This window comes from Pseudomonas sp. NFACC02 (assembly GCF_900110765.1).
Taxonomy (GTDB): Bacteria; Pseudomonadota; Gammaproteobacteria; order Pseudomonadales; family Pseudomonadaceae; genus Aquipseudomonas.
In genome coordinates this window covers 36,166-58,716 of record NZ_FOEO01000034.1, presented here as the reverse complement: position 1 = coordinate 58,716, position 22,551 = coordinate 36,166, and the positions used below count along the sequence as shown (strand labels likewise).

At 58.7% G+C, this 22,551-nt stretch carries 15 protein-coding genes and 1 pseudogene; 6 read left to right on the top strand and 10 right to left on the bottom strand.

The features are described 5' to 3' along the window. Positions 1–1,220 precede the first annotated feature (1,220 nt). On the bottom strand, positions 1,221–3,779 hold the full coding sequence (locus tag BMY73_RS21655; protein WP_092409640.1) for a sulfite reductase flavoprotein subunit alpha: 2,559 nt from the start codon (positions 3,777–3,779) through the stop codon (positions 1,221–1,223). A 201-nt stretch (positions 3,780–3,980) separates the two neighbouring features. After that, entirely contained in the window at positions 3,981–6,260 is a 2,280-nt protein-coding gene (locus BMY73_RS21650) for a TonB-dependent receptor (protein ID WP_092409632.1), read from the bottom strand. A gap of 199 nt (positions 6,261–6,459) precedes the next feature. On the opposite strand from BMY73_RS21650, the gene BMY73_RS21645 reads away from it, so the two are divergent. The 5 genes from BMY73_RS21645 to BMY73_RS21625 all read left to right on the top strand — a co-directional run bounded on the left by BMY73_RS21645 (position 6,460) and on the right by BMY73_RS21625 (position 11,109). After that, positions 6,460–7,140 carry a Fe2+-dependent dioxygenase gene (locus BMY73_RS21645; RefSeq protein WP_092409630.1) on the top strand — a complete coding sequence of 227 codons (681 nt, stop codon included), beginning with the start codon at positions 6,460–6,462 and terminating at the stop codon, positions 7,138–7,140. A gap of 3 nt (positions 7,141–7,143) precedes the next feature. Then, complete coding sequence (locus BMY73_RS21640; RefSeq protein WP_092409628.1) at positions 7,144–7,941, top strand: tetratricopeptide repeat protein; 798 nt, start codon at positions 7,144–7,146, stop codon at positions 7,939–7,941. 176 nt (positions 7,942–8,117) lie between these two features. Next, entirely contained in the window at positions 8,118–9,272 is a 1,155-nt protein-coding gene (locus BMY73_RS21635) for an alpha-xenorhabdolysin family binary toxin subunit A (protein ID WP_092409626.1), read from the top strand. 1 nt (position 9,273) lies between these two features. Further along, on the top strand, positions 9,274–10,272 hold the full coding sequence (locus BMY73_RS21630) for an alpha-xenorhabdolysin family binary toxin subunit B (protein ID WP_092409624.1): 999 nt from the start codon (positions 9,274–9,276) through the stop codon (positions 10,270–10,272). Positions 10,273–10,389: 117 nt separating this feature from the next. Then, positions 10,390–11,109, top strand: coding sequence for a hypothetical protein (locus tag BMY73_RS21625; protein WP_092409622.1), 720 nt, complete (start codon positions 10,390–10,392; stop codon positions 11,107–11,109). A 47-nt stretch (positions 11,110–11,156) separates the two neighbouring features. Here BMY73_RS21625 and BMY73_RS21620 read toward each other — a convergent pair whose 3' ends face one another. From BMY73_RS21620 to BMY73_RS21600, 5 genes are all read right to left on the bottom strand, one after another. Continuing rightward, positions 11,157–12,320 (bottom strand): type III PLP-dependent enzyme, encoded by a 1,164-nt coding sequence (locus BMY73_RS21620; protein WP_092409620.1) that lies wholly within the window; start codon positions 12,318–12,320, stop codon positions 11,157–11,159. 374 nt (positions 12,321–12,694) lie between these two features. Next, positions 12,695–13,861, bottom strand: coding sequence for an osmoprotectant ABC transporter ATP-binding protein OsmV (locus BMY73_RS21615; protein WP_092409638.1), 1,167 nt, complete (start codon positions 13,859–13,861; stop codon positions 12,695–12,697). Positions 13,862–13,872: 11 nt separating this feature from the next. Beyond that, positions 13,873–14,526: an ABC transporter permease gene (locus BMY73_RS21610; RefSeq protein ID WP_062388397.1), complete on the bottom strand. Its 654-nt coding sequence runs from the start codon at positions 14,524–14,526 to the stop codon at positions 13,873–13,875. Beyond that, complete coding sequence (locus BMY73_RS21605) at positions 14,523–15,479, bottom strand: glycine betaine ABC transporter substrate-binding protein (RefSeq protein WP_092409618.1); 957 nt, start codon at positions 15,477–15,479, stop codon at positions 14,523–14,525. Before BMY73_RS21605 ends, BMY73_RS21610 begins: the two co-directional genes overlap by 4 nt. A 20-nt stretch (positions 15,480–15,499) precedes the next feature. Continuing rightward, positions 15,500–16,213: an ABC transporter permease gene (locus BMY73_RS21600; RefSeq protein ID WP_062388393.1), complete on the bottom strand. Its 714-nt coding sequence runs from the start codon at positions 16,211–16,213 to the stop codon at positions 15,500–15,502. A gap of 333 nt (positions 16,214–16,546) precedes the next feature. Here BMY73_RS21600 and BMY73_RS21590 point away from each other — a divergent pair, with 333 nt between their 5' ends. Further along, positions 16,547–18,130 (top strand): peptide chain release factor 3, encoded by a 1,584-nt coding sequence (locus BMY73_RS21590; RefSeq protein ID WP_062388388.1) that lies wholly within the window; start codon positions 16,547–16,549, stop codon positions 18,128–18,130. Between the two features lie 450 nt (positions 18,131–18,580). On the opposite strand, the pseudogene ggt reads toward BMY73_RS21590, so the two are convergent. The 3 genes and pseudogenes from ggt to BMY73_RS21575 all read right to left on the bottom strand — a co-directional run bounded on the left by ggt (position 18,581) and on the right by BMY73_RS21575 (position 22,551). Next, positions 18,581–20,248 (bottom strand): annotated as a pseudogene (gene ggt, locus BMY73_RS21585) (gamma-glutamyltransferase). 294 nt (positions 20,249–20,542) lie between these two features. Further along, a complete protein-coding gene (locus tag BMY73_RS21580) occupies positions 20,543–21,442 on the bottom strand; it encodes an NAD-dependent epimerase/dehydratase family protein (RefSeq protein ID WP_092409616.1) in 900 nt (299 codons plus the stop codon). A 128-nt stretch (positions 21,443–21,570) separates the two neighbouring features. Then, the gene (locus BMY73_RS21575) at positions 21,571–22,551 is read right to left on the bottom strand and encodes a DMT family transporter (protein ID WP_092409636.1); all 981 of its coding nucleotides are present in this window, start codon (positions 22,549–22,551) and stop codon (positions 21,571–21,573) included.

The following is a 22,551-nucleotide window of genomic DNA, read 5'->3' as shown; positions in this document are numbered from 1 at the left end:
GCCCGCGCCGAACGGGCATCCATGCCCTGACGGCGCTCTCGCGGCATCCATGCCGCTCGACCCACTGCGCGTCGCCTGCGTTTGGCCTGCACCCAAGTCGCGTTCTGTGGTGTTTGAGCCATTGATGTAGAAGAGCAAAATCAACAGCAGAAGCAGGAGCAGGAGCAGGAGCAAAAGCAGAACTGTCAGATTGACTCGGTCTCTGTAGGAGCGTGGCTTGTCCCGCGATCTACCGCGCAGCGGTAGCAAAATCAGGCGACTCGGTTTTGCCTGACACTCCGCATGCACAGGTCTTGCTGCCGGTTCCCGGCAGATCGCGGGACAAGCCACGCTCCTACACCATGCAGGCAGCCCCCTTAGAGCTGCACATGTAAGGAAGACAGTTGCTACGCCCTGCGGGCAGAAGCTGTCTCGATAAACCCAGGATCTCGATCTGACGGTATGCCGCCTGCTGCTGGTTCACGCCGAAACTGTAGGAGCGTGGCTTGTCCCGCGATCTGGCGCGCAGCGGCAGCAAAATCAGGCGGCTCGGTTGTGCCTGACACACCGCATGCACAGGTCTTACTGCCGGTTCCCGGCAGATCGCGGGACAAGCCACGCTCCTACGCCTTGCAGGCAGAACCCTTAGAGCTGCACATGTGATGGAGGACAGTTGCTAAGCCCTGCGGGCAGAAGCGGAGTTGTGCTAGAGGCCGGATGCGATCTGACGGTATGCCGCCTGCTGCTGGTTCACGCCGAAACTGTAGCGTGGCTTGTCCCGCGATCTGGCGCGCAGCGGTAGCAAAATCAGGCGATCCGGTTTTGCCTGACACACCGCATACACAGGTCTTGCTGCCGGTTCCCGGCAGATCACGGGACAAGGTTGAGCGCCACCCCGGCAGCTCCTACGCCTTCGGCAGAGTCAAAAGCAGAGCGGCAAGCTGCGCTGGGTTCTGCTTTTGACCTTCTCACAGAGAAAGTCCAGACATCACAAAACGCGACCTGGGTGCAGACTGAACGCAGCCGAAACAGTTCTCCCCTCAGCCGGTAAGAAGAGCGAAAACAGTCATTGGGCTGCCGAACGGCTGCAGGCTGATGACGGACCTGTGGGAGACGTCGGAGGTTACGACGGCAGCGAATGCGTTGTGCCATGCACCAGTGAGGGCACTGACCCACTGCATTCGCGGCCGTCGTAACCTCCGACTGCTCCAACCGTAAAAGCGATACCGCCCGGGCCCGAATCAGTAAACATCCCGCCGATACCGCCCCTGCTCGATCAGCGAGTGTACGCCTTCTTCACCGATCAAAGCTTTCAATGTTTCATCGACACCCGCCGCCATCCCTTCCAGGCTCCCACAGATATAAATGACCGCACCGTCCGCCAGCCAGCGTCGCAACTCATCAGCCGCCTCACGCAGTCGATCCTGCACGTAAATCTTCTCGGCTTGATCGCGGGAGAAGGCCAGATCCATCCGCGCCAGATCACCCCGCGCCAGCCAGCCGTGCAACTCATCGCCACAATGGAAATCGTGTGCAGCGTTGCGCTCGCCGAACAGCAGCCAGTTACGCTGTTCACCCTGAGCGATGCGTGCTTTGAGCAAACTGCGTAAACCCGCCAACCCCGTGCCGTTACCGATGAGGATCATCGGCACCGGGTCTCTCGGCTGATGGAAACTGCTGTTGCGGCGGACCCGAAGACTGATCGAAGTACCCTCTGCCGCGTGCTTGGTCAACCAGCCGGACCCCAATCCCAGGCTGCCATCCGGATGCAGTTCCTGACGCACAATCAACTGCAAAGAACCGTCTTCGGGAATCGACGCAATCGAATACTCCCGCATCGCCAGCGGCACCAACGCATCGACCAGCGCTTGCGCATGCAGGCCGACCAGGTGGCTGCGATTGGCAGGCAACTGGCGAGTGCTCAGGGCCTGGCCCAGGGTTTCGCTCAGGCCGTCGACCTTGACTCGCGCGTCGGCTGCGATGCCCAATCCAGCGAGGAAGTGCTCGACGACGGATTGCGGATTGCGGGGCAGGACCTCGACCAGATCCCCGGCTTCCCAGCCCGTTCCGGCGCCCGACGTCAGCCCCAGCAAAAACACTTTCGACCCCGCGCTGCCGGCATTCAACAGGTCGCGTCGGCTCAGCGTCCAGTTTTCGTAATCCGGTGCTTTCCACGCTGTCGCAGGCGTGGAGCCCGTGAGTTCGCCGAGCTGTTGCTGCCAGTGTTGCAGTGCCGTGCTGTCGCCGCTGTCCACCTCAACCGGCGCGAACAAAGTGCTGCCACCGCGCTCGGCGAGCCAGCCATGCAAACGTTGGGCAAAGCCGCAGAAATGCTGATACTGCCGGTCTCCCAGTCCCAACACGGCGTAATTTAGGTTTTCCAGCGACAATGGCCGCCCGAGCAGCTTGCGCTCGAAACCACGGGCGCTGTCCGGGGCTTCGCCGTCGCCGAAGGTACTGACGACAAACAGCGCATGACGGCTCTGACTCAAGTCAGTCTCGGTCATCTCAGACAGGCGCTGCACGCGCACCGGCAATCCGGCCGATTGCAGCTGCCCGGCCGTCTGCCAGGCCAGTTGCTCGGCAAACCCGCTCTGGCTGGCAAAACCGATCAACCAGGCCGGCCCCTGGCTGCCATAAACGTTAGGGCTAGCCGCAACCTCACCACGCGCAGTGCGAATCTCGCGTTTTTTGCGACGGCGATCCAGGTACAGCAGCCAGCCAGTCACGAAGAACAGCGGCATCAGCAGCGCAGCGACCGTGATCACGATGCGGCCGGGAAGGCCCCAATAACTGCCGGTGTGCAGTGAGTAGTTGCTGACCAACAGTTGCGCGCCGTAGCTTTTGTCCGCGTAGCGGGAAACCGCCTTGAGCTCCCCATTGGCCGGATCGAGGGTGATCTGGTTCAGCGCGCGTGGATGCGGTGCACTCTTGAGCACGTAAAAAACGGTTGCCATTTGCCCCGGCGCCTGCGGCATGCGCAGGTTGTAGGCCTTGAGATCGGGGCCCGCGGTTTTCTGGATCGTGTCCGCGATAGCAGCGTAATCCGCCGCGGCGGCCTGCACCGGCTTAGCGTCTCGCGAGTCAGGGACAGGACGCGCCCCACCACCACGGCGCTGTTCGCCAGCAACGGGTGGATCGCCGATCAGTTTGGTTACGCCGCTGTTGAACCAGTTGTAGGACCACATCAGGCCAGTGACGGCCAGCAGCAGGTAGACGATCAGGCACCAGGTCCCAAACACCGAATGCAGATCCCAATTGAAACTTCGTCCCTTCTTCGCCCAGTCCAGTGTCAGCCAGGCACGCCAGCTCAGCGCCTGACGCGGCCAGCGCAGGTACAGGCCGGACAGGCAGAAGAACACCAGAATCAGCGTGCAGGCCGCCGTCACTTGCTTGCCGTACTCACCTGCCGCAAGGAAGCGGTGCAAGTTCAGGATGAAGCTGAAGAAGTCCTGCCCGATGGCATCGGCAGTGAATTCGCCCGTGTAGGGATTGAAGTTGTGCATCTCGCCACGACGCTGCCCCGGCGGGGGCTGGAGCCAGACTTGAGCGACGCGGTTACTGTCCGTTTCGATCCGGAACATGGACACTTTATCGTGGGCCTGAGCCTCGACCCTGTTGACCATTTCCGCCAGCGACAAATGGGCACCCTGCGGCTGCACGAACAGCGTTTCGGGGTTGAGTGCATCGACAATTTCGTCCGCGAACGAATACAACGCGCCGGTGATACCCATCAGGGCCAATACCAGACCGGCTGTGATTCCGAAGAACCAGTGCACTTGAAACAGGACTTTCTTCAACACCCTCGATCACCTCGATAACCCGTCGCGATGTACATTATGCCCACAAACAGCACTTATTCTCATCCGTATATGATTCTGTTTCGGTGTTAAATCAGCCACCCGCTCTGGGCACACCTGTAGACGCGTTCCATCTGACGGCCCATTACGCAAAGAGCCCCACTTACCAACGCAAGCGGGGCTCAGTCGTTGCCAGTACCGTTAGAAGTGGAAGCTGGTGGTCAGCAGGGCGGTACGGCCAGCTGCCTGATTCGCAAAGTGATTAGCGAAGGCCTTGTCGTAATAAGTCTTGTCCGTCAGGTTCTGGACGTTCAACTGCAAATCAATGTTCTTGGTCAGCTTGTAAGCTGCCATCGCGTCGTACCGGACGTAGGACGGCACATACACGGTATTGGCGGTATTGCCCCAGATATCGTCGACATAGAAAGCACCACCGCCAACCGTCAACTTCGGCAGAACCTGATAAGTCGTCCACAGACTGGCGCTGTGCTTGGGCGTATTGGGCATCTGGTTGCCATTATCTGACGCGGCCCCGGCAGTTACGACGCCATTACGCCCCGCCAGACCGGAACTGACCAGCTCGCTGTCCAGGTAGCTGTAGCCGGCGAATACCTGCCATTTGTCGGTGATCTTGCCGCTGGCCGACAGCTCCACACCGTCCACGCGAGACTTACCCGCATTCTGGTAGGTGCCGCTGCTGACCAGAACGCGCGTATTGTCCTTCTCGGTGCGGAACACTGCAGCCGTCAGCGACAGACGCTCGTCGAACAAGTCCCACTTGGTGCCAACTTCGTAGTTTTTGGTGGTTTCAGGTTCCAGATCGCTCGTCGCAGTGCCGGCGGTCAGCGGGTTACCGTCCTGGCCTTCACCGACCAGCCCACCCGGAGGGGTCGCCGAGGTCGCGAAAGACACATAGATGCTGCCGTTGTCAGCAGGCTTGTAGGTGATGCCCGCTTGCCAGTTCCAGAAGTTAGTGTCGCTGCCAGCGTGAACGGTCGGCGAATTGGCCGTGACATCAAAGCTGTCGTAACGAACCCCGCCGTTGATTAACCACTGAGGGGTCAACTCCAGTGTGTCGAATGCATAGATCGAGCGCGTGTTTGCAGCAGTCTCTGTAGTTGCGTAGTTGCGGGTGATGGTCCCGCCGTAGGCATCATCCGGATTGGGATTGGCCAGCGAGGTGCAGTTGCCCGAAACGCTGTTGCCGGTGCCGGTCGGGGAACAGTTGGTCAGCGCACTGGTGCTGTTGCTGTAACCGCTGACGCGGGTCTTCTCGCGGGTAAGCTCGATACCGGTGGAGTAATTGTTTTTGAAACCCAGCACCTGGAACGACCCGAAGAGATCCGTCTGGTTGGTGGTAGTGTCGGTGCTCGAAACGCGCGAGTTAGCACGACGCCACACGGTGCCATAGCGGTTGACGTTGAGCTTGCTGTCATCCGGTTGAGTCAGGATGTAGTCCTGGCCTGAATTACCGTGGCGGAAAGTGTTTTTCAGCGTCATGTCTTCGTTGAAGTCATGCTCGAAACTGATCGTGGCGATGTCGGTTCGAGTCTTGCGAAAGTCCCGGTCCTTCAGACCGTAGAAGTTGTTGCTGTTGCCGCCATCGTCCGGTTTGTCATGCACGTGAGCGGTTGCGGTCGGCGAGGCGAAGCCGTACGGAATTCCCGAATCGGGCAGGTCGTCACTCTGCATGTGGTAGTAGCTGAGATTCAGGCGGTTTTCAGTGCCAAGGCCGAAGGTGACCGAGGGAGCAACGCCCCAGCGATCATAATTCACGGCATCGCGACCGGCGACGTTCTGCTCATGGCTCATCAGGTTCAGGCGAAAAGCGGCGTCATCCAGAAACTTGCGATTGACGTCCAGAGTGTAGCGACGCGTCTGATCGGTGCCGTAGGTAAAGCTGCCGTCGGTGAAGTCGGTGGCTTTTGGCATTTTGCTGACAAGGTTCAGACTACCGCCCGCGGAGCCACGCCCACCCATGGCTGAGTTCGGGCCTTTGCTGACCTCGATCGATTCAATATCGAAAATCTCCCGCGTCTGGGCGCCTGTGTCGCGAACGCCATCGATATAGGTGTCGCCTTGCGCATCGAAGCCACGAATGAAGGGACGATCGCCCTGCGGGTTACCGCCCTCCCCCGCACCGAAGGTGATTCCCGGCACGGTGCGCAGGGCGTCCTGCAGCGAAACGGCGGCGGTGTCCTTCAAGACTTGCTGAGGCACCACGGTGACCGATCTCGCCGTGTCGACCAAAGGCGCTGTGTACTTGGGCGATGATCCTCTCTCGGTCTTGTAGTCCGTGGACTCGACAGCCTCGCCATTGATGCTGGTCGCGCCCAGCGAAATTGCGCCACCGTTGGCCTTTTCCGATTCTTCGGCGGCGTGGGTCATCTGCGAGGCAGACATCGCAGTGACGGCCATGCCAATCGCGGATGCGAGAAGCCGTGGTGAACTGACAGCGGGTTGTGACGAGAGGCGCGACATAGTGAATTTCCTTCCCCAAGGAATGTTGAGGTCGCGAAATATAGTTGGGAATCATTTGTATTCGCACAAAACTTACATTCTTTACATTTTCCCTTTACGCTTTTTTCACACGCGTGCGTCTACGCGCGCCTGCAGGGTTTTACACAGCCAATAAGAATCACTACCATTCGCTACCTTTTCGATTCCGAGTGGCGACGCCATGCTCCTACACATTCCTGGCCTGTTTACCCTTGAGGAAGTGCAGCGCATCCGTGAAGCCCTGGAGCAGACCGAGTGGGCGGACGGCAAGATCACCGCCGGTCACCAGTCGGCAAAAGCCAAGCACAACCTGCAATTGCCCGAAGGCCACCCGCTGGCCAAAGAGATCGGTGCGGCGCTGCTTGAAAGGCTGTGGCACAACCCCTTGTTCATGTCGGCCGCCCTGCCGCACAAAGTGTTTCCACCTTTGGTGAACTGTTACACCGGCGGCGGCAGTTTCGACTTTCACATCGACAACTCGGTGCGCCAGGCTAAGGGCAGTATCGAACGCGTGCGCACTGACCTGTCCTCGACACTGTTCTTCAGTGACCCGGACGATTACGACGGCGGCGAACTGGTGATTCAGGACACGTTCGGCACCCGTGAGGTGAAATTGCCTGCGGGCGATCTGCTGCTCTATCCCGCCACCAGCCTGCACAAGGTCAATGCCGTGACACGCGGCGCGCGTTACGCCTCGTTTTTCTGGACCCAGAGCCTGGTGCGCGATGACGGCCATCGCACGTTGTTGTTCGAAATGGACACCGCGATTCAGCAACTGAGCCGCGATGTGCCCGATCATCCGTCGCTTATTCAACTCACCGGCACCTATCACAACCTGCTGCGCCAGTGGGTCGAGGTCTGATCGATGAGCTGGAATCTGCGACGTCAGGAAGTCCTCGATGGCGAACAACTGCGCGCGATGCTGCAGGACAATCCTGCCAGTGCGGCGCGTGCGATCCTCGTCGCCGCTCAGGAGAACCTACCGGACGCACAAGCCCTGCTCGGGCAGATCCTGCTCGATGGCACCGGCATCGAGCAGGATGCGGCGCTGGCGCTGACCTGGTTCCAGATCGCCGCCCGCAGCGGTCACGCCATGGCGATCAACATGGCCGGGCGTTGCCACGAGCACGGATGGGGCTGCGAACCCGACGCCGCCAAGGCCGCCGAGTACTACCGACAAGCCGCCGAAGCGGAACTGGACTGGGGCTTTTACAACTACGGGAACCTGCTGGCGACCGGTCGCGGGGTGAACAAGGACCAGGCGCGGGCGCTGGCCTGTTACCGCAAGGCCGCGAACATGGGCCATGCGAAATCGATGAATCTGTTGGGGCGTTACCTGGAAGACGGTATCTGCTGCGAACAGGACCTCGCTGCCGCGCATCACTGGTATCGCCGCTCGGCAGAAGGCGGGGACTTTCGAGGGCAATTCAGCCACGCCGCCGTTCTGGCCGATCAAGGTCTTGTCGAAGAAGCCATCGACTGGCTAAAAATCGCTTTGCGCACAGGCAACCTCAACTTTCTGCGGGTCAGCCGTCAGACGCTGTTGTCCTCACCCCATCCAGAGATTCGCGCGTTGGCCCTGGCCTATCATCAACGGGCAGCAGAACACGGTAACGCTAATGATCGCACCGCACTGACCCACTTCTTACGAAACACTCACTAGCTTTTTTCCCTTCTTCCTCGCCTGTTTAGCGCCTGACTGAAAGAAACATCCTGAATTCAACATTCTCAGGTTGGTCTTTGACGCTCATACCGTTTTCACTCATATTAAGTTCAGAAGCCGACATTAATCAGGACGCTTCTTATTACTTTTATCTCTTTTCATTAATGGACTAATGAATGATGATTACTGACAATTCCACAGCGGTGGACGATCAACCGGTAGCCAGTGAAGCCCTTGAACAGGCTCAGGCGCTGCCAGATACTTTAGTTTCCGCCGCCGCCAGCAACACACCTGACGTTTTCCGTGAGCCTGGTCTTATCCTCACCCGGAGTCAACTGGTCAATCTGAAACGCTATGAAGTTCGCGGATTGAGTCTCCCGGTGATACTCAAGGATGTGATTGGTTATCTGGGTTATGAAAGTGGTGCGGGTGCCAATCTTGAAGCGAAAAACTTTCAGGAGAGTTTCACTATTATCCGTAACCATGCGCTGCAATGGGCTCCGATCCGTGCAGACATGATGAACATTGGTAGCGAATTAAGCGTATTTGCCGACCAGATAAAAACGTATCAACACGGTATCCAGGAAATATATCAGGACTTGCGCACGCAGGTGACGGACAACATCAACCCTGCCGATCGCGCCGACTTTGTGAATTATATTCAGGAAGTCGGGAATCTGGTGCGTGAGCGCCAGACAGCGACTAACGTATTAAACGCCAGGCTCAACGACTTCGCCGAAGAACTGTCCACCAAAGTAATGCCTACGGTCCAGATCAAGCTGCGCAGCATTGACAATCGAAAGCAGCCCCTTGAAATTTCGCGGCTAAATGCCGAGATTGAGGAGCGAGCCAGGCGCATCGATGAAAAACAACAGGAATACAAGAAAGCGGTAGGCATCGCCGTGGGCACCGGGGTCGTCGTGCTCGTCGCAGGTATCTACTTCAGCGTACAGGCTGAGAAGATCCGGAAAGATCTCAATGCGCTGCGAGCAGCGCAGAACCGGTCCATCATTGAACTTGAGCGGCAGAACAAAATAAACGGTGCGCTGCAACGGGTGCGTTTCGACATCAGCGATTTGCAAGAACTCGTATTTGATGCAGACATTGCGACCAAAAACCTGACCGTTGTATGGACCGCTCTCGATACCTACATGACCGAATCCGTCAATCAGGCGAACAAAGTGACCAACGCACTTTCATTACGCCGACTCATGAACGCGTTCGAACTGGTGGCTGTCCCGTGGGCCAACATCAAACGAGACGCTGACAAATTACTGACTGTTTTTTCAGAAGCAGACGACGCCTTTCGAAAAGAATACGGACATCTATAACATGAGCAATATTACTTACCTTAACAACAACGATGTTTTCAAACCTGTAGACATCAAGGCCTTGAGAAATAACATTCGCGTGGCCGGACTGGCCAACTCACACGTGCAGTCACTGTCGTTGAGCACGGATTATCTGCCTTCTCTTGCAGCAAAAATCAGTTTTTCGTATCGCTACCTGACTTCAGTTGAAACGGCGCTCAGAGACACCGCCTCGGCCATTCCTGTGATCCTGAACAGTGGGATGGCTGCTTTAAAAAATTTGCAGCTGGAACGCAAGACGGCAACGGAAAGTGATCTGAAAGAAATCGCCGAAGACATTAACGGTGCTGTCGTCGAAGTGAGCGGAAAAATAACCCAACAGGCGAATAATGTTCGCAAAGCACTCGCTGATATCTCTGAAGAACTTGACCGTTTTACGACAGACACGGAAATTGAAGTCTTCAAGCAGAACAATCAGCTGGTGAGTCAGGAATTGGAGACCACAGAGTCTGCGACCGCACAGCTAAGTACCCAGCGCTCAGCGGTGACCAGTGCCATCGCTTTGATTGAAACCAAAGACTTTGCCACCCTTCTGAACGACACCATTCTGACGGCGAAGACGTTGGCCGATGCCGGCATGCAGCCCCCGCAAGTTGAAATCGTCGAGGCCGGACTTAAGATCGGGAGCGAATTCATTGGGGATGTGCAGAAGGGACTCAAGCTGTTGGACCTGATCGATTTACGCGACAGCATGAACGAGCGGCTGGATAAGCTGACCGGGCAACTGAAAGCGTTCGAGGACCAGTTGGCGAAAAACAACGACTCCATCAAATTGATCCTGCAGGCTTACGCGTTCGATGACTTGCGCGGTCAGGTTGTCATCGAGGCCAACCAGGTCATTGACACGATCGAAGCGGTAACGGCTTACATCTCCCAAACGGATACTGGCCAGGAAGACCAACTGTCAGACGTGGTACAGACGCTGCAAAAGCTGTCTGATTACATTCGGACCATCACCTGATTCGACGTAAAGCCAGGCGCGGGGCACGTCATTTTGTGCTCCGTCGTCCGGCGCGAGGACCGTTGTGTGGCGATACATTACATAGAGTACAGAGACGCCGAGGACCTCGGCTTTCATATGACCTACCTGAAAAATCTCCCAAGCCGTATCGAGGCGTTCAAGGTAGGACTGGACTTGGTACCCACGGACGAATACGGGAAATCCCGGGAACCCGCATTAGATGAGGTGCTGGCAAAGGCGTTGGCAGGAAGCACATTGTGGGGCTTCACTTCGGCAGAGCTCCGCGCACTGCACCACACCACTCGCAGCACGCTCAATACCTTGCTTGAACACGTGAAGGCCCGTCCGGATTCGCTGAGCGTGGAACTGGCAACGCTTCAAGCACAGTGTGCAGAGTTCAAGAACCGTCAACAGGAATGCCTGAAAATCGCTGAGGTGGCCATTGCGGTCATCCCCCGGCTCATGGACTTCATGAACACCAGCATCTGCACCTACGCCCGGGTGAACAACCTGATCAAGGGGGAAAGCAAGGCAGAAGAGCCGGACACGCTCAACCGCATCTTGACGCCCGACGAGAACATGACGTCCGCGATAAGCAAAGTGGAGTGGAACGACCGAAGCCTGTGTTCGACGATGTTATCGGCGGCGAACATGGGCATCTACTGCGGGCGCCTGTCCGATTTACTGGAGGCGACGCGTTGCGGCCTTGCCGCGCTGGACGCGAAACAATCCCCACGAAGCATCAACACGCGCGCGCAGTTGGCAGTCATTCCTGCGCGGGAGGCGCTGCGTTTGATCAATCACACGTTCGATAACATCCTGCGCTTTCGCTTCTAGAAAAAAAACGGCATCCCTCGGGATGCCGTCTTTTATTTCACCACCACTCAGATGTAGAAGGACTTCAGCGGCGGGAAGCCGTTGAACTCTATCGCGCTGTAGCTGGTGGTGTACGCGCCGGTGGACAGCCAGTACAGGCGATCACCGATGGCCAGGTTCAGCGGCAAGCCATACTTGTAGTTCTCGTACATGATGTCGGCGCTGTCGCAGGTGGGGCCGGCGATCACGACTTCTTCGACTTCGCCTTTCTTCTCGGTCCAGATCGGGAACTTGATGGCTTCGTCCATGGTTTCGATCAGGCCGGAGAACTTGCCCACGTCGGTGTACACCCAACGCTCGACCGCGGTACGGGATTTACGTGCAACCAGCACGACTTCGCTGACCAGGATACCGGCGTTGGCGATCAACGAACGGCCCGGCTCGAGAATGATTTCCGGCAGGTCGTCACCGAAGTCTTCCTTGAGGAAACGGATGATTTCTTCAGCGTAGGTTTCCAGGCTGTTCGTACGGGTGATGTAGTTGGCCGGGAAGCCGCCACCCATGTTGATCAGCTTGAGTTCGATGCCGTCTTCTTCTTTCAGACGCTCGAAGATCACCTTCACTTTGGCAATCGCGGCGTCCCAGACGCTGATGTCGCGCTGCTGCGAACCGACGTGGAAGGAAATGCCGTAAGGCACCAGGCCCAGGTCGCGAGCCAGGATCAGCAGGTCCATGGCCATGTCGGTCTGGCAACCGAATTTGCGCGACAAAGGCCAGTCGGCCGTGGTCGAGCCTTCGGTGAGGATACGCACGTAGACTTTCGAGCCCGGTGCGGCCTTGGCGATGTTGCGCAGATCGGCTTCGGAGTCGGTTGCGTACAGGCGCACGCCCTTCTCGTAGAAGTAACGAATGTCCCTGGATTTCTTGATGGTGTTGCCGTAGCTGATGCGCTCAGGGCCCACGCCGCGCCCCATCACTTTGTCCAGCTCGTAGATCGACGCGATGTCGAAGCTCGAACCTTTCTCTTTGAGCAAGTCGATGATTTCGACGGCCGGGTTGGCCTTGACTGCGTAGTAAACCTTGGCGAATTCGAAACCTGCACGCAGGTCATCGTAGGCCTTGCTGATCATCGATGTGTCGATGAGCACGAACGGGGTTTCTTGCTTGTCGGCGAACGCCTTCATTTTATCGAAGGTGCTTTTCTCGAAATAATCTTCGACCTGAATCGACATGCGGGGGACTCCTGTTGGCAAACGGTAAAAAACAATGGGTGTGAGGGCCTTGCCCTCTTGAACGTCCTCCGTATCCCCACTTTGGTTCGCCTACTTCCCAAGGCTGTTCGCCGAAAGCAAAAAGGCCATGGGACGCGGGTTCCCTTGGCCTTGCTGTCTCGTCGTCAGTACTTGAGCCGGATGGATCGTTTCCAGCATGGACGTTCGGCGCGAACTTTAGGACCTGAGGGGTTCAAGATCAACAAAAAATGTCGCGTTTCTGCCCGTTTTTGCCAGACGGGCATTCGCGTCTGTCAATCACCCTGTAGTAACCGACCGATGTGACAGGACGATGTTCCCCTGATCGCGAATGCCGGGCTGGCCGGTCCTCGGAGTTAACCCGCAGCCTGCTCCGCCACTTCCGCTGGCGAAACGATGCTGGTCTTCTTGCCCCGGGACTGACCTGAACTCAGGTAGGCCGCGATCGACTCTTGCGTCACTTCACCCAGGAACACGTTCTCGGCATCGAGCACCGGCAGCCATGAACGGTTGAACTCGTACATGCGCGACAGCAGGATGCGCAGGTGTTCGTCGTAGGCCGCCGTGGCGTTGAAGGGGCGCAGGTATTGCTGGCAGGTGCCGCTCTGGCGATGCAGGTCGCGGCGGCGCACGTAACCCATGGCCTTGTTGTCGCCGTCGGTGACCACCACGTAACGGCGGTCCTGTTCGTCCATGATCTCCAACGCATCGGCGACCGGGGTTTCAGGGCTGACAGACGGTGCGTTGTCTGCCGCGTCTTCGGCTTTCACCAGCAGCAGGCGCTTGAGGGTGCTGTCCTGACCGACGAAGCTGCTGACGAAGTCGTCGGCTGGATGCGCCAGCAAGGTGTCCGGGTGGTCGATTTGCAGCAGCTTGCCGGCGCGGAAAATTGCGATCTTGTCGCCGAGCTTGATGGCTTCGTCGATGTCGTGGCTGACCATGATCACGGTCTTGTTGAGAGCCCGCTGCATCTCGAAAAACTCGTTCTGGATCATCTCGCGGTTGATCGGGTCGACCGCGCCGAACGGTTCGTCCATCAGCAGCAGGGGTGCGTCGGCCGCCAGCGCGCGAATCACACCGATCCGTTGCTGCTGTCCACCTGACAGTTCACGGGGATAACGGTGCAGGTACTGCTTGGGCTCAAGCTTGATCATGCTCATCAGCTCACGCGCGCGGTCGTGGCACTTCTGTTTGTCCCAGCCCAGCAGCTTGGGCACAACCACGATGTTTTCCTCGATGGTCATGTTAGGAAACAGACCGATCTGCTGAATCACGTAGCCGATGTTGCGCCGCAGGGTCACTTCATCGAGTTGAGTGGTGTCTTCGCCGTTGATCAGCACCTTGCCGGAGGTTGGCATGATGAGGCGGTTGATCATTTTCAGCGTCGTGCTCTTGCCGCAGCCCGACGGGCCGAGGAACACGCAGATCTCGCCTTCGTTGACGGTCAGGCTCACGGAATCGACCGCCTTCACTTCCTTGCCGTTGCTCTGAAAGGTCTTAGTCAGATTTTGAAGTTCGATCATGGTTTTGACAGTCATTTGAGCAATCCTTTTGGAGTCAGCGAGCGTTGCAGCCATTGCAGAAGCAGGTCAGCGAAGATGGCCAGAATGCTGACCAGTACGGCGCCGACGATGAGCATCGACATGTCGCTGCGGCTGATGGAAGCGAGGATGAGCACGCCAAGGCCACCGGCGCCGATGGTGGCGGCGATGGTCATGACGCCGATGTTCATGACCACGGCGGTGCGCACACCGGCGAGAATCACCGGCACGGCAATCGGCAGTTCGACCATGCGCAGGCGCTGGCCGAAGGTCATGCCGATGCCTCTCGCGGCTTCGCGAATACCCGGCTCGACACCCGTAAGTGCCAGGTAGGTGTTACGCATGATCGGCAGTAGCGAATAAAGAAATACCGCCGTGATCGCCGGCATCGGGCCCAGGCCCTGGCCGAACTTCGAGTAGAACGGCAGCAGCAGCCCGAACAAGGCAATCGACGGGATGGTCAGCAACACCGTCGCGCTGGCTTGCAGGGGACCGGCAAGTGCCGGAAAGCGCGTCATGAAAACGCCCAGCGGCACGCCGACCAGGATGGCCAGCGACACCGCGATGCCCACCAGCGTGATGTGTTGCAGGGTCAGGTGCATGACCTGATTCCAGTCCAGATGGGAGAAAGCGCTGAGCAAGCTCATAGTTTCTTCTCCTGCTGCTCTACTGGCGTGGGTTTGATCGGCACGCTGTCAGCGGAGGGATTGATCGGATGCGTGCGCAGGAAATCGGCGGCCACGACGGCAGGACTTTCGTGATCGACGTCGATGCGCGCGTTCAGGCCGATCATTGTCTGGTCATCCAACAACGCTGCCAGCGGTTTGAGCTGCTCGGCCAGTTGCGGATGCTTGTCCAGGTATTCCTTGCGAATCACCGGCGCTGCGGTGTAGTCCGGGAAGTAGTGCTTGTCGTCTTTCAGCACCTTGAGTTTGAACGCGTTCAGGCGACCGTCTGTGGTGTAGACCAGCCCCGCGAAGACCTGACCATTGCGCAGCGCGGTATAGACGAGACCGGCGTCCATCTGGCGCGTGTTTTCGCGGCTCAGGTTCATGTCGTAGTGCTTGACCATGCCCACCAGTCCGTCGAAGCGGTTGGCGAACTCAGTATCGAGGGCGACGATATGATGCTTGTCGGCCTCATCCTTGAGCACGGTGGTCAGTTCGGAGATGGTGTTGATCTGCGGGTACTGACGGGCGACCTTGTCCGGCAGCGCCAGCGCATAGGTGTTGTTGAATTTTGACGGCGAGAGCCAGACCAGACCTTTCTTCGCGTCGAGTTCTTTCACCCGCTGATAGGTCTGCTCGCTGTCGAGTTTTTCGTTGACATGGTTGTAGGACACCAACGAGACCCCGGTGTACTCCCAGAGCATGTCGAGCTGGCCGGATTCCTGCGCACTGCGCGCCAGGTTACTGCCCAGGCCGCCAGTGATCTGGACCTGATAGCCCTTGTCGCGCAGGTATTGCGCGGTCAGCTCGGCGAGGATGGTCTGCTCGGTGAAAACACGTGCGCCAATGCGTAGCAACGGTTGCTCGGCCGCTTGGGCAAATCCGGACAACAACAGGCCGGCGCCCAGTATTAATGTGCATAACTTCTTCATGCGAATTCCTTTCTCTGCGCTCAACGAGCGAGGCCACGTTCCAGCCACAGACGGCTTGCCAGGGTCACGGCGCCATCGAGGAGCAGGGCCAGCAACGCAGTACATGCGGCGCCCAGTATCAGTTGCGGCTGATTGTTCAGGGCAATGCCGGGGAAGATCAGGCTGCCAAGGCTGTTGGCACCGATCAGGAAGGCGAGCGGCGCGGTGCCGACGTTGATCGCCAGCGCAACCCGCACGCCACCGATGATGATCGGCACGGCATTGGGCAGCTCGACGCGCCACAACACCTGACGCGGTGTCATGCCGATGCCGATGGCAGCTTCCTTGAGAGAACCCTGAACGTTTTTCAGGCCTTCGTAGGTGTTGCGCACGATGGGCAACAACGAAGCGAGGAATAAAGCGAAGATCGCAGGCCCGCTGCCAATACCCAGAACACCCAGGGCAATGGCGAGAACGGCGAGAGGAGGAACGGTGTTACCAATGTTGAAGATCTGCATGAAGCGTTCGGCGCGGCCAACCATGTTCGGTCGGCTCAAGACAATGCCGGTCGGGATTCCGACCACCAGTGCCGCCAGCATCGATGCCAGCACCAGCATCACATGAGCTTGCAGGTAAAACAGCAGATCGTCCTGATACTGCCTGATGGTATTGATGCCGATCCATTGGACCAGCAGGGCCAGGAGTGCGATGACAATCACACCTCCCATTAGCCCCTTGCCATAGCGATTAGCCACGGGCGGACTCCTTATTTCAGTCGGCGAACGCCTCGCGTGGAGCTGGCCTTGTCAGGCAGTCTGCGAACGTTCGCGAAGAGCAGCGGGTGGGTCGCCGGGAAGGGTTGAACCTCGGCGAAAACACAAGCCATGAGCGCAGCTTCGTCAAGCTAACTTGCTGATTTTGCAGCCCCGGCAACGTGTCGTTACGAGGGAGTGGACGCCTCCACAGCCGCAAAGGTTCCCACGTGAGATGCTATTTGGCCACCCTTTATCGACTGAACGGTTCGGTTATCGCCTTCATTTAGGCTATAATCCCGGCCCTTTTTTGAATCACCTCTCGGGCGATTTCCCATGACCAGACAGGCCGCCGAAGTCGCGAAACGCCGCACTTTCGCCATTATTTCTCACCCGGACGCCGGTAAGACCACCATCACCGAAAAGCTGCTGCTGATGGGCAAGGCCATTGCCGTCGCCGGTACGGTCAAATCCCGTAAATCCGATCGCCATGCCACCTCCGACTGGATGGAGATGGAAAAGCAGCGTGGTATTTCCATTACCACGTCGGTCATGCAGTTCCCGTATCGCGAACACATGATCAACCTGCTCGACACCCCGGGCCACGAAGACTTCTCCGAAGACACCTACCGCACCCTGACCGCGGTGGACTCGGCGCTGATGGTGCTCGACGGCGGTAAGGGCGTAGAGCCGCGTACCATCGCGCTGATGGACGTCTGCCGTCTGCGCGACACGCCGATCGTCAGCTTCATCAACAAGCTGGACCGCGACATCCGCGACCCGATCGAGCTGCTCGACGAGATCGAAGCGGTCCTGAAGATCAAGGCCGCGCCGATCACCTGGCCGATTGGCTGCTACCGTGATTTCAAGGGCGTGTATCACCTGGCCGACGACTACATCATCGTCTACACCGCTGGCCACGGTCACGAACGCACCGAAACCAGGATCATCCAGAAGCTGGATTCCGACGAGGCCCGCGCCCACCTGGGCGACGAATACGACCGTTTCGTCGAGCAGCTTGAGCTGGTTCAGGGCGCCTGCCACACCTTCGATCAGCAGGAGTTCCTGGACGGTCAGTTGACGCCGGTGTTCTTCGGTACGGCACTCGGCAACTTCGGTGTCGATCACGTGCTGGACGCGGTCGTCGACTGGGCGCCGCTGCCGCTGCCACGGGTCGCCAACGAGCGCACCGTCGAGCCGGTCGAAGAGAAATTCTCCGGCTTCGTGTTCAAGATTCAGGCGAACATGGACCCCAAACACCGGGACCGTATCGCCTTCATGCGCATCTGTTCGGGCAAGTACGACAAGGGCATGAAAATGCGCCACGTCCGCACCGGCAAGGATGTCCGCATCGGTGACGCGCTCACCTTCTTCTCCAGCGAGCGTGAACAGTTGGAAGAAGCCTACGCTGGCGACATCATCGGCCTGCACAACCACGGCACGATCCAGATCGGCGACACCTTCACCGAAGGCGAAGCGCTGGGCTTCACCGGCATTCCGCACTTCGCGCCGGAACTGTTCCGTCGTGTCCGTCTGAAGGACCCGCTGAAATCCAAGCAATTGCGTCAGGGTCTGCAACAGTTGGCCGAAGAAGGCGCCACGCAGGTGTTCTTCCCGACACGCAGCAACGACATCATCCTCGGCGCCGTCGGGGTGCTGCAGTTCGATGTGGTCGCCAGTCGCTTGAAGGAAGAGTACAAGGTCGAATGCGCCTACGAGCCGATCACCGTGTGGTCAGCCCGTTGGATCGACTGCAGCGACAAGAAGAAGCTCGAGGAATTCGAGAACAAGGCGGTGGAAAACCTGGCACTGGACGGCGGCGGTCACCTGACCTACCTGGCGCCCACCCGGGTCAATCTGGCCTTGATGGAAGAGCGCTGGCCGGACATCAAATTCCGTGCGACGCGTGAGCATCATTAACAGGTCGTCGTGACGGGTTCGCCGCAGAATCGCGGAGAACATAAAACCTGTGGGAGTGAGCCTGGTCTGGGCGGCATCCCGACGAATGCGTCAGGTCAGCGTCATCTACAGTGACTGACCCACCGCCTCGTAACCTCGGACGGCTCCTACAGCGTCCGGGCTGACTCACGAACTTATGTCCAGACCGCAGACGTGTGGGAGCCGGCTTGCTGGCGAAAGCATTGGGTCAGCGCCATCAACGGTGACTGATACACCGCATTCGCTGCCCTCGTAACCTCGGACGGCTCCTACAGGGTCCGCGTCGTGCCGAATACCTGAGCACGACGCTGATACTGTGATCGTTCCCACGCTCCGCGTGGGGAATGCCGACCGTGACGCTCCGCGTCACTCTATACGGACGCGGAGCGTCCAGAATGCTTTCCCACGCAGAGCGTGGGAACCATCAGCCGGTCACTTCACCACTTTCCCCACTCCCCGCCCACGCGGGTCGGACGCGGTTTCGACTTTCGTGCCGTCGATTTTGATTGCCTGCACATTGCCCATCGACCAACCCTGATCCTTGAGCGTGTAGCCCATGGTTTCAAGCTCTTCGACTACCGGGGTCGGCAAAGGCGCGAATTTCTCGGTAAAGATTGTGTCCTTTGGCAACAGTTGGTGATGCACTCGCGCCGCGGCCACGGCATCCTTCAACGGCATGTGGAAATCGTAGAGGTTGTTCAGCACCTGAAAGACCGTGGTGAAAATCCGCGACCCGCCCGGGGTGCCCAGCACCAGGGTCACTGCGCCGTCGCGTGTCACAAGGCTTGGGCTCATCGACGACAACATGCGCTTGCCCGGCTCGATGGCGTTGGCATCGCCGCCCACCACACCGAAGGCATTGGCCACACCCGGTTTGGCGCTGAAGTCGTCCATCTCGTCGTTCATCAAAAAGCCCGCACCCTTGACCACCACGCCACTGCCGTAATCCCAGTTCAAGGTGTAGGTGTTGCTGACCGCGTTGCCCTTGGAATCGACGATGGAGAAGTGGGTGGTCTGGTGCGATTCGAGCCCGGCCTTGATGTGCTCGGTGGGAGAAATCGCGTTCGGGTTCACCTCATGGGCGCGCTGAACCAGATACACATGGTCGGTCAGTTGGCTCACCGGCGCCTGTGAAAAATCAGGGTCGCCCAAGTAGTTGGCGCGGTCGGCGAATACGCGCTTTTCGATTTCCGCCAACAGGTGAATTTAGCGCGCCGAGTTGAGTGGCACGCCTTTGAAATCGTCACTCAATTGCTGCTTGATGCCGATCAACTGCGCCAACGCCACACCGCCGGAACTTGGGAGGGGCGCGGTATAGAGGGTGTTCCCATCGAAGTTGACGCGCAACGGCTTACGCCACACGGCTTTGTAATCGGCCAGATCCTGTTTGGTGATCAAGCCGTTGTCGTGCTGCATTTGCGCGACCAGCAGATTAGCGGTCTCGCCCTGGTAAAACTCGTTCGCGCCCTTGTCCGCGATCCGCTCGAGCGTCTTGGCCAGTTCCGGCTGACGAAACGTCTCCCCCGCCTTCATCCCGCCAAAATAGTCGCCGAAGTTGGTCTTGCCATTGAGCTGTTTGATCGCAGCTTCGCCGTACATGTATTGCTTGTCGGCCACTTTGAAACCGTTTTTCGCATAGCCGATGGCGGGGGTCAGCAACTCGGCCCACGGCAGCTTGCCGAACTTCTGATGCGCTTCCCACAACCCCATCACCGTACCGGGCACGCCGGATGCGCGAGCGCCCACCAGGCTCATGCCCGGGATCACGTCGCCCTTCTCATCCAGGTACATGTTGCGGCTGGCGGCTTTGGGGGCGGTTTCGCGGTAGTCGAGAAAGTAAGGTTTGCCCTTCATGAACAGGGTCATGAACCCGCCACCGCCAATGTTGCCAGCTTCGGGGTAGGTCACGGCCAGGGTGAACGCCGTAGCGACGGCGGCGTCGACCGCATTGCCGCCTTTTTTCAGGATCTGCGCGGCCACGTCGGCGCCGTACTGGTCAGGCGCGGCCACGGCTCCGCCTTCCAGCGCAATGGCGTACACGGGCGAACTGACGGCGAAAACGACCGATAAGGCGAGGGTTTTAAATGTCACGACTCGCATAGGGCTTCCTTAATGAGCGCAGGGGGACAGCTTCGTACGCGCGTGCTGTATGGAAGCTGTCTGAACGCTGACGAGACTAAAGGTCCAGTGGCTCATTAATGATGAAACTTCACTGAAACGCAAACGGCCACCCGAAGATGGCCGCCGTTGCGCGTAACTGTAGGAGCGCGCTTGCCCGCGATCGGCTGCGCAGCAGTCGTATCAACCTCTTACCCGGTTGCACTGACCGCATCAACCGGTTTACTGCCGCTGCGCGCCAGATCGCGGGCAAGCGCGCTCCTACAGATCTGCGATTCAGGCTTTGAGCATGTCGTGCCTGATCCAGTCGAGCACCGAGGTGGTTTTTGGTGTCCAGCCCAGCAACTCCCGGGCGTTCTTGCCGCGCACCCGGCTGTTGGAGCCCAGGCCGTAATTGGCCATTTCATAACCCCACTCCGCTTCGGCGTCTTTCAGCGGCCAGTCCTGCGCCTTGCCCAGGTGCATCGCCTCTGCAATGGCGTTGCTCATGTCGAGGAACGAGGCTTCGCCGCTTTCGACGAAGTAGAAGGTGCCCGCTGGAGTCTTTTCCAGCGCCAGCGCATACAGATCGACCACGTCATTGATGTGCACGTTGGACCAGATGTTGCCGCCGGTGCCGACATGGCGAACCACACCGCTTTTGCGCGCCTGTTTGATCAGCCGCGGCAACTGCACGCTGTCACGGTTCACGCCCAGGCTGTGGCCGTAGATCAAGGTGTTGCAAAGCACCGCCGAACGCACGCCGTCTTTCGCGGCGGCAATGACCAGATCGTCGATGGCGACCCGCGCGGCCTTGTCAGGTGTTGCGGCGGGCAGCTGACCTTCGTAGTAGATCTTGTCGGTGCCTTTGCCGCCGGAGGCGTCGCCGACGATGCTCGAACCGCTGGTGTGCAGAAACGGCTTGTTCGAACCCTTCAACCCGTCAATCAACGCCTCGACCGCGCCACGGTGATCGCTGCTGGCCGCGTTGATCACGCCATCGGCTTTACGGGCTTGCTCGATCAACAGAGCGGTGTCGTCCAGGGTGCCGATCACCGGAACGATGCCAAGTGCTTTCAGCTCCTGCGCCTGCTCGGCGCTACGCACCAGCCCTGTGACGTGATGGCCTTTCTTGACCAGGCCGGTGGCGATGGAGCCACCGATAAACCCTGCGGCGCCGGTAATGAAGACGTTCATGAAATGATTCCTCCTGCAATGAGTAATGGCATCAGTATCGGCGCGTGATTCATGACTAAAAAGACAGCTCAGGCCAAATGACTATTGCCTGCAGATCACGAATCAAGCTCAGATCTCTGAAGCACCACTCACCTGTGGGAGCTGCCGGAGTGCTCATCGATTCTTCTGGAGGATTGGGGCAGGTTCACCCGCTCCCGCCGCAGATTCAGCGCCAGCACGCTGCTCAGCACCACCACGGAGCCCACGACCACCATCGCCGACGGCACTTCCCCCAGCAACCCCGAGGCGATGGCGATTGCCATGGGCGGGGTCAGGTACAGGCTCATGGATGCGCGGCTGACGTCCATGTGTTTAAGCACGTAAGCCCACGCCAGGTAGGCCAACGCACTGGGAAAAAGACCCAGGATACCCACGGCAACGTTCACCCGCAGCGGCGCGTTGACGATTTCGCCCATCAACCCGGGGAGGTAAACCAGCAGAAAAACCGTCCCCGCCCAAACCGTGTAACAGACCATGGTCAAGCCGTCATAACGGTGGCTGTAATGCTTCTGCAGCGAGAAGTACACGCTCCAGGAGAATGCCGCGAGCAAGACCAGCAGCCCGCGCGCGTCAACCTGACCAAACCCGCGATCCCCGGTGATGACAATTGCAACGCCGACCAGGCCCCACGCCACGCAGGTCCAGCGCCATGCGCTCACACGCTCCTTGAACACAAAGTGCGCAAGCAGTGCGCTGAACAGTGGCATCGATTGAATCAGCACGCTGGATGCACCCGCCGTGACACCGGCCTGGCCGAAGTTCAGCGCGATGTGGTGCAGGCTGACCGCAAAAAAGCCAAGCACACCCAGCAATGGAAGGTCTCTCGGACGCGGCAGCGAAATACGCAGTGCAGAGGCGATGATCGCCATGAAGACCGAGGCGATGATAAAGCGCAGCAGGGCCAGATGACCGGGGTCGTACCCCTGCAAACCCAGACGAATCCCGGTCGGCGAAAAGCCCCAGCACGCCACCACGAAAACCGTCGCCAAGCCCACTTTGAGCCCCTGCCAACGCACACCCGAACCGTCAGAACCGCTTATGCCTGCTACCGACTCACTAGCCACGCTCAT

What these genes read in the sequence shown, in the direction of transcription:
- BMY73_RS21650 (WP_092409632.1), bottom strand. Translation starts at nt 6,260, where the DNA reads ATGTCGCGCCTCTCGTCACAACCCGCTGTCAGTTCACCACGGCTTCTC.
- BMY73_RS21645 (WP_092409630.1), top strand. Translation starts at nt 6,460, where the DNA reads ATGCTCCTACACATTCCTGGCCTGTTTACCCTTGAGGAAGTGCAGCGC.
- BMY73_RS21640 (WP_092409628.1), top strand. Translation starts at nt 7,144, where the DNA reads ATGAGCTGGAATCTGCGACGTCAGGAAGTCCTCGATGGCGAACAACTG.
- BMY73_RS21635 (WP_092409626.1), top strand. Translation starts at nt 8,118, where the DNA reads ATGATGATTACTGACAATTCCACAGCGGTGGACGATCAACCGGTAGCC.
- BMY73_RS21630 (WP_092409624.1), top strand. Translation starts at nt 9,274, where the DNA reads ATGAGCAATATTACTTACCTTAACAACAACGATGTTTTCAAACCTGTA.
- BMY73_RS21625 (WP_092409622.1), top strand. Translation starts at nt 10,390, where the DNA reads ATGACCTACCTGAAAAATCTCCCAAGCCGTATCGAGGCGTTCAAGGTA.
- BMY73_RS21620 (WP_092409620.1), bottom strand. Translation starts at nt 12,320, where the DNA reads ATGTCGATTCAGGTCGAAGATTATTTCGAGAAAAGCACCTTCGATAAA.
- BMY73_RS21615 (WP_092409638.1), bottom strand. Translation starts at nt 13,861, where the DNA reads ATGATCGAACTTCAAAATCTGACTAAGACCTTTCAGAGCAACGGCAAG.
- BMY73_RS21610 (WP_062388397.1), bottom strand. Translation starts at nt 14,526, where the DNA reads ATGAGCTTGCTCAGCGCTTTCTCCCATCTGGACTGGAATCAGGTCATG.
- BMY73_RS21605 (WP_092409618.1), bottom strand. Translation starts at nt 15,479, where the DNA reads ATGAAGAAGTTATGCACATTAATACTGGGCGCCGGCCTGTTGTTGTCC.
- BMY73_RS21590 (WP_062388388.1), top strand. Translation starts at nt 16,547, where the DNA reads ATGACCAGACAGGCCGCCGAAGTCGCGAAACGCCGCACTTTCGCCATT.
- BMY73_RS21580 (WP_092409616.1), bottom strand. Translation starts at nt 21,442, where the DNA reads ATGAACGTCTTCATTACCGGCGCCGCAGGGTTTATCGGTGGCTCCATC.
- BMY73_RS21575 (WP_092409636.1), bottom strand. Translation starts at nt 22,551, where the DNA reads ATGAGCGTGGCTAGTGAGTCGGTAGCAGGCATAAGCGGTTCTGACGGT.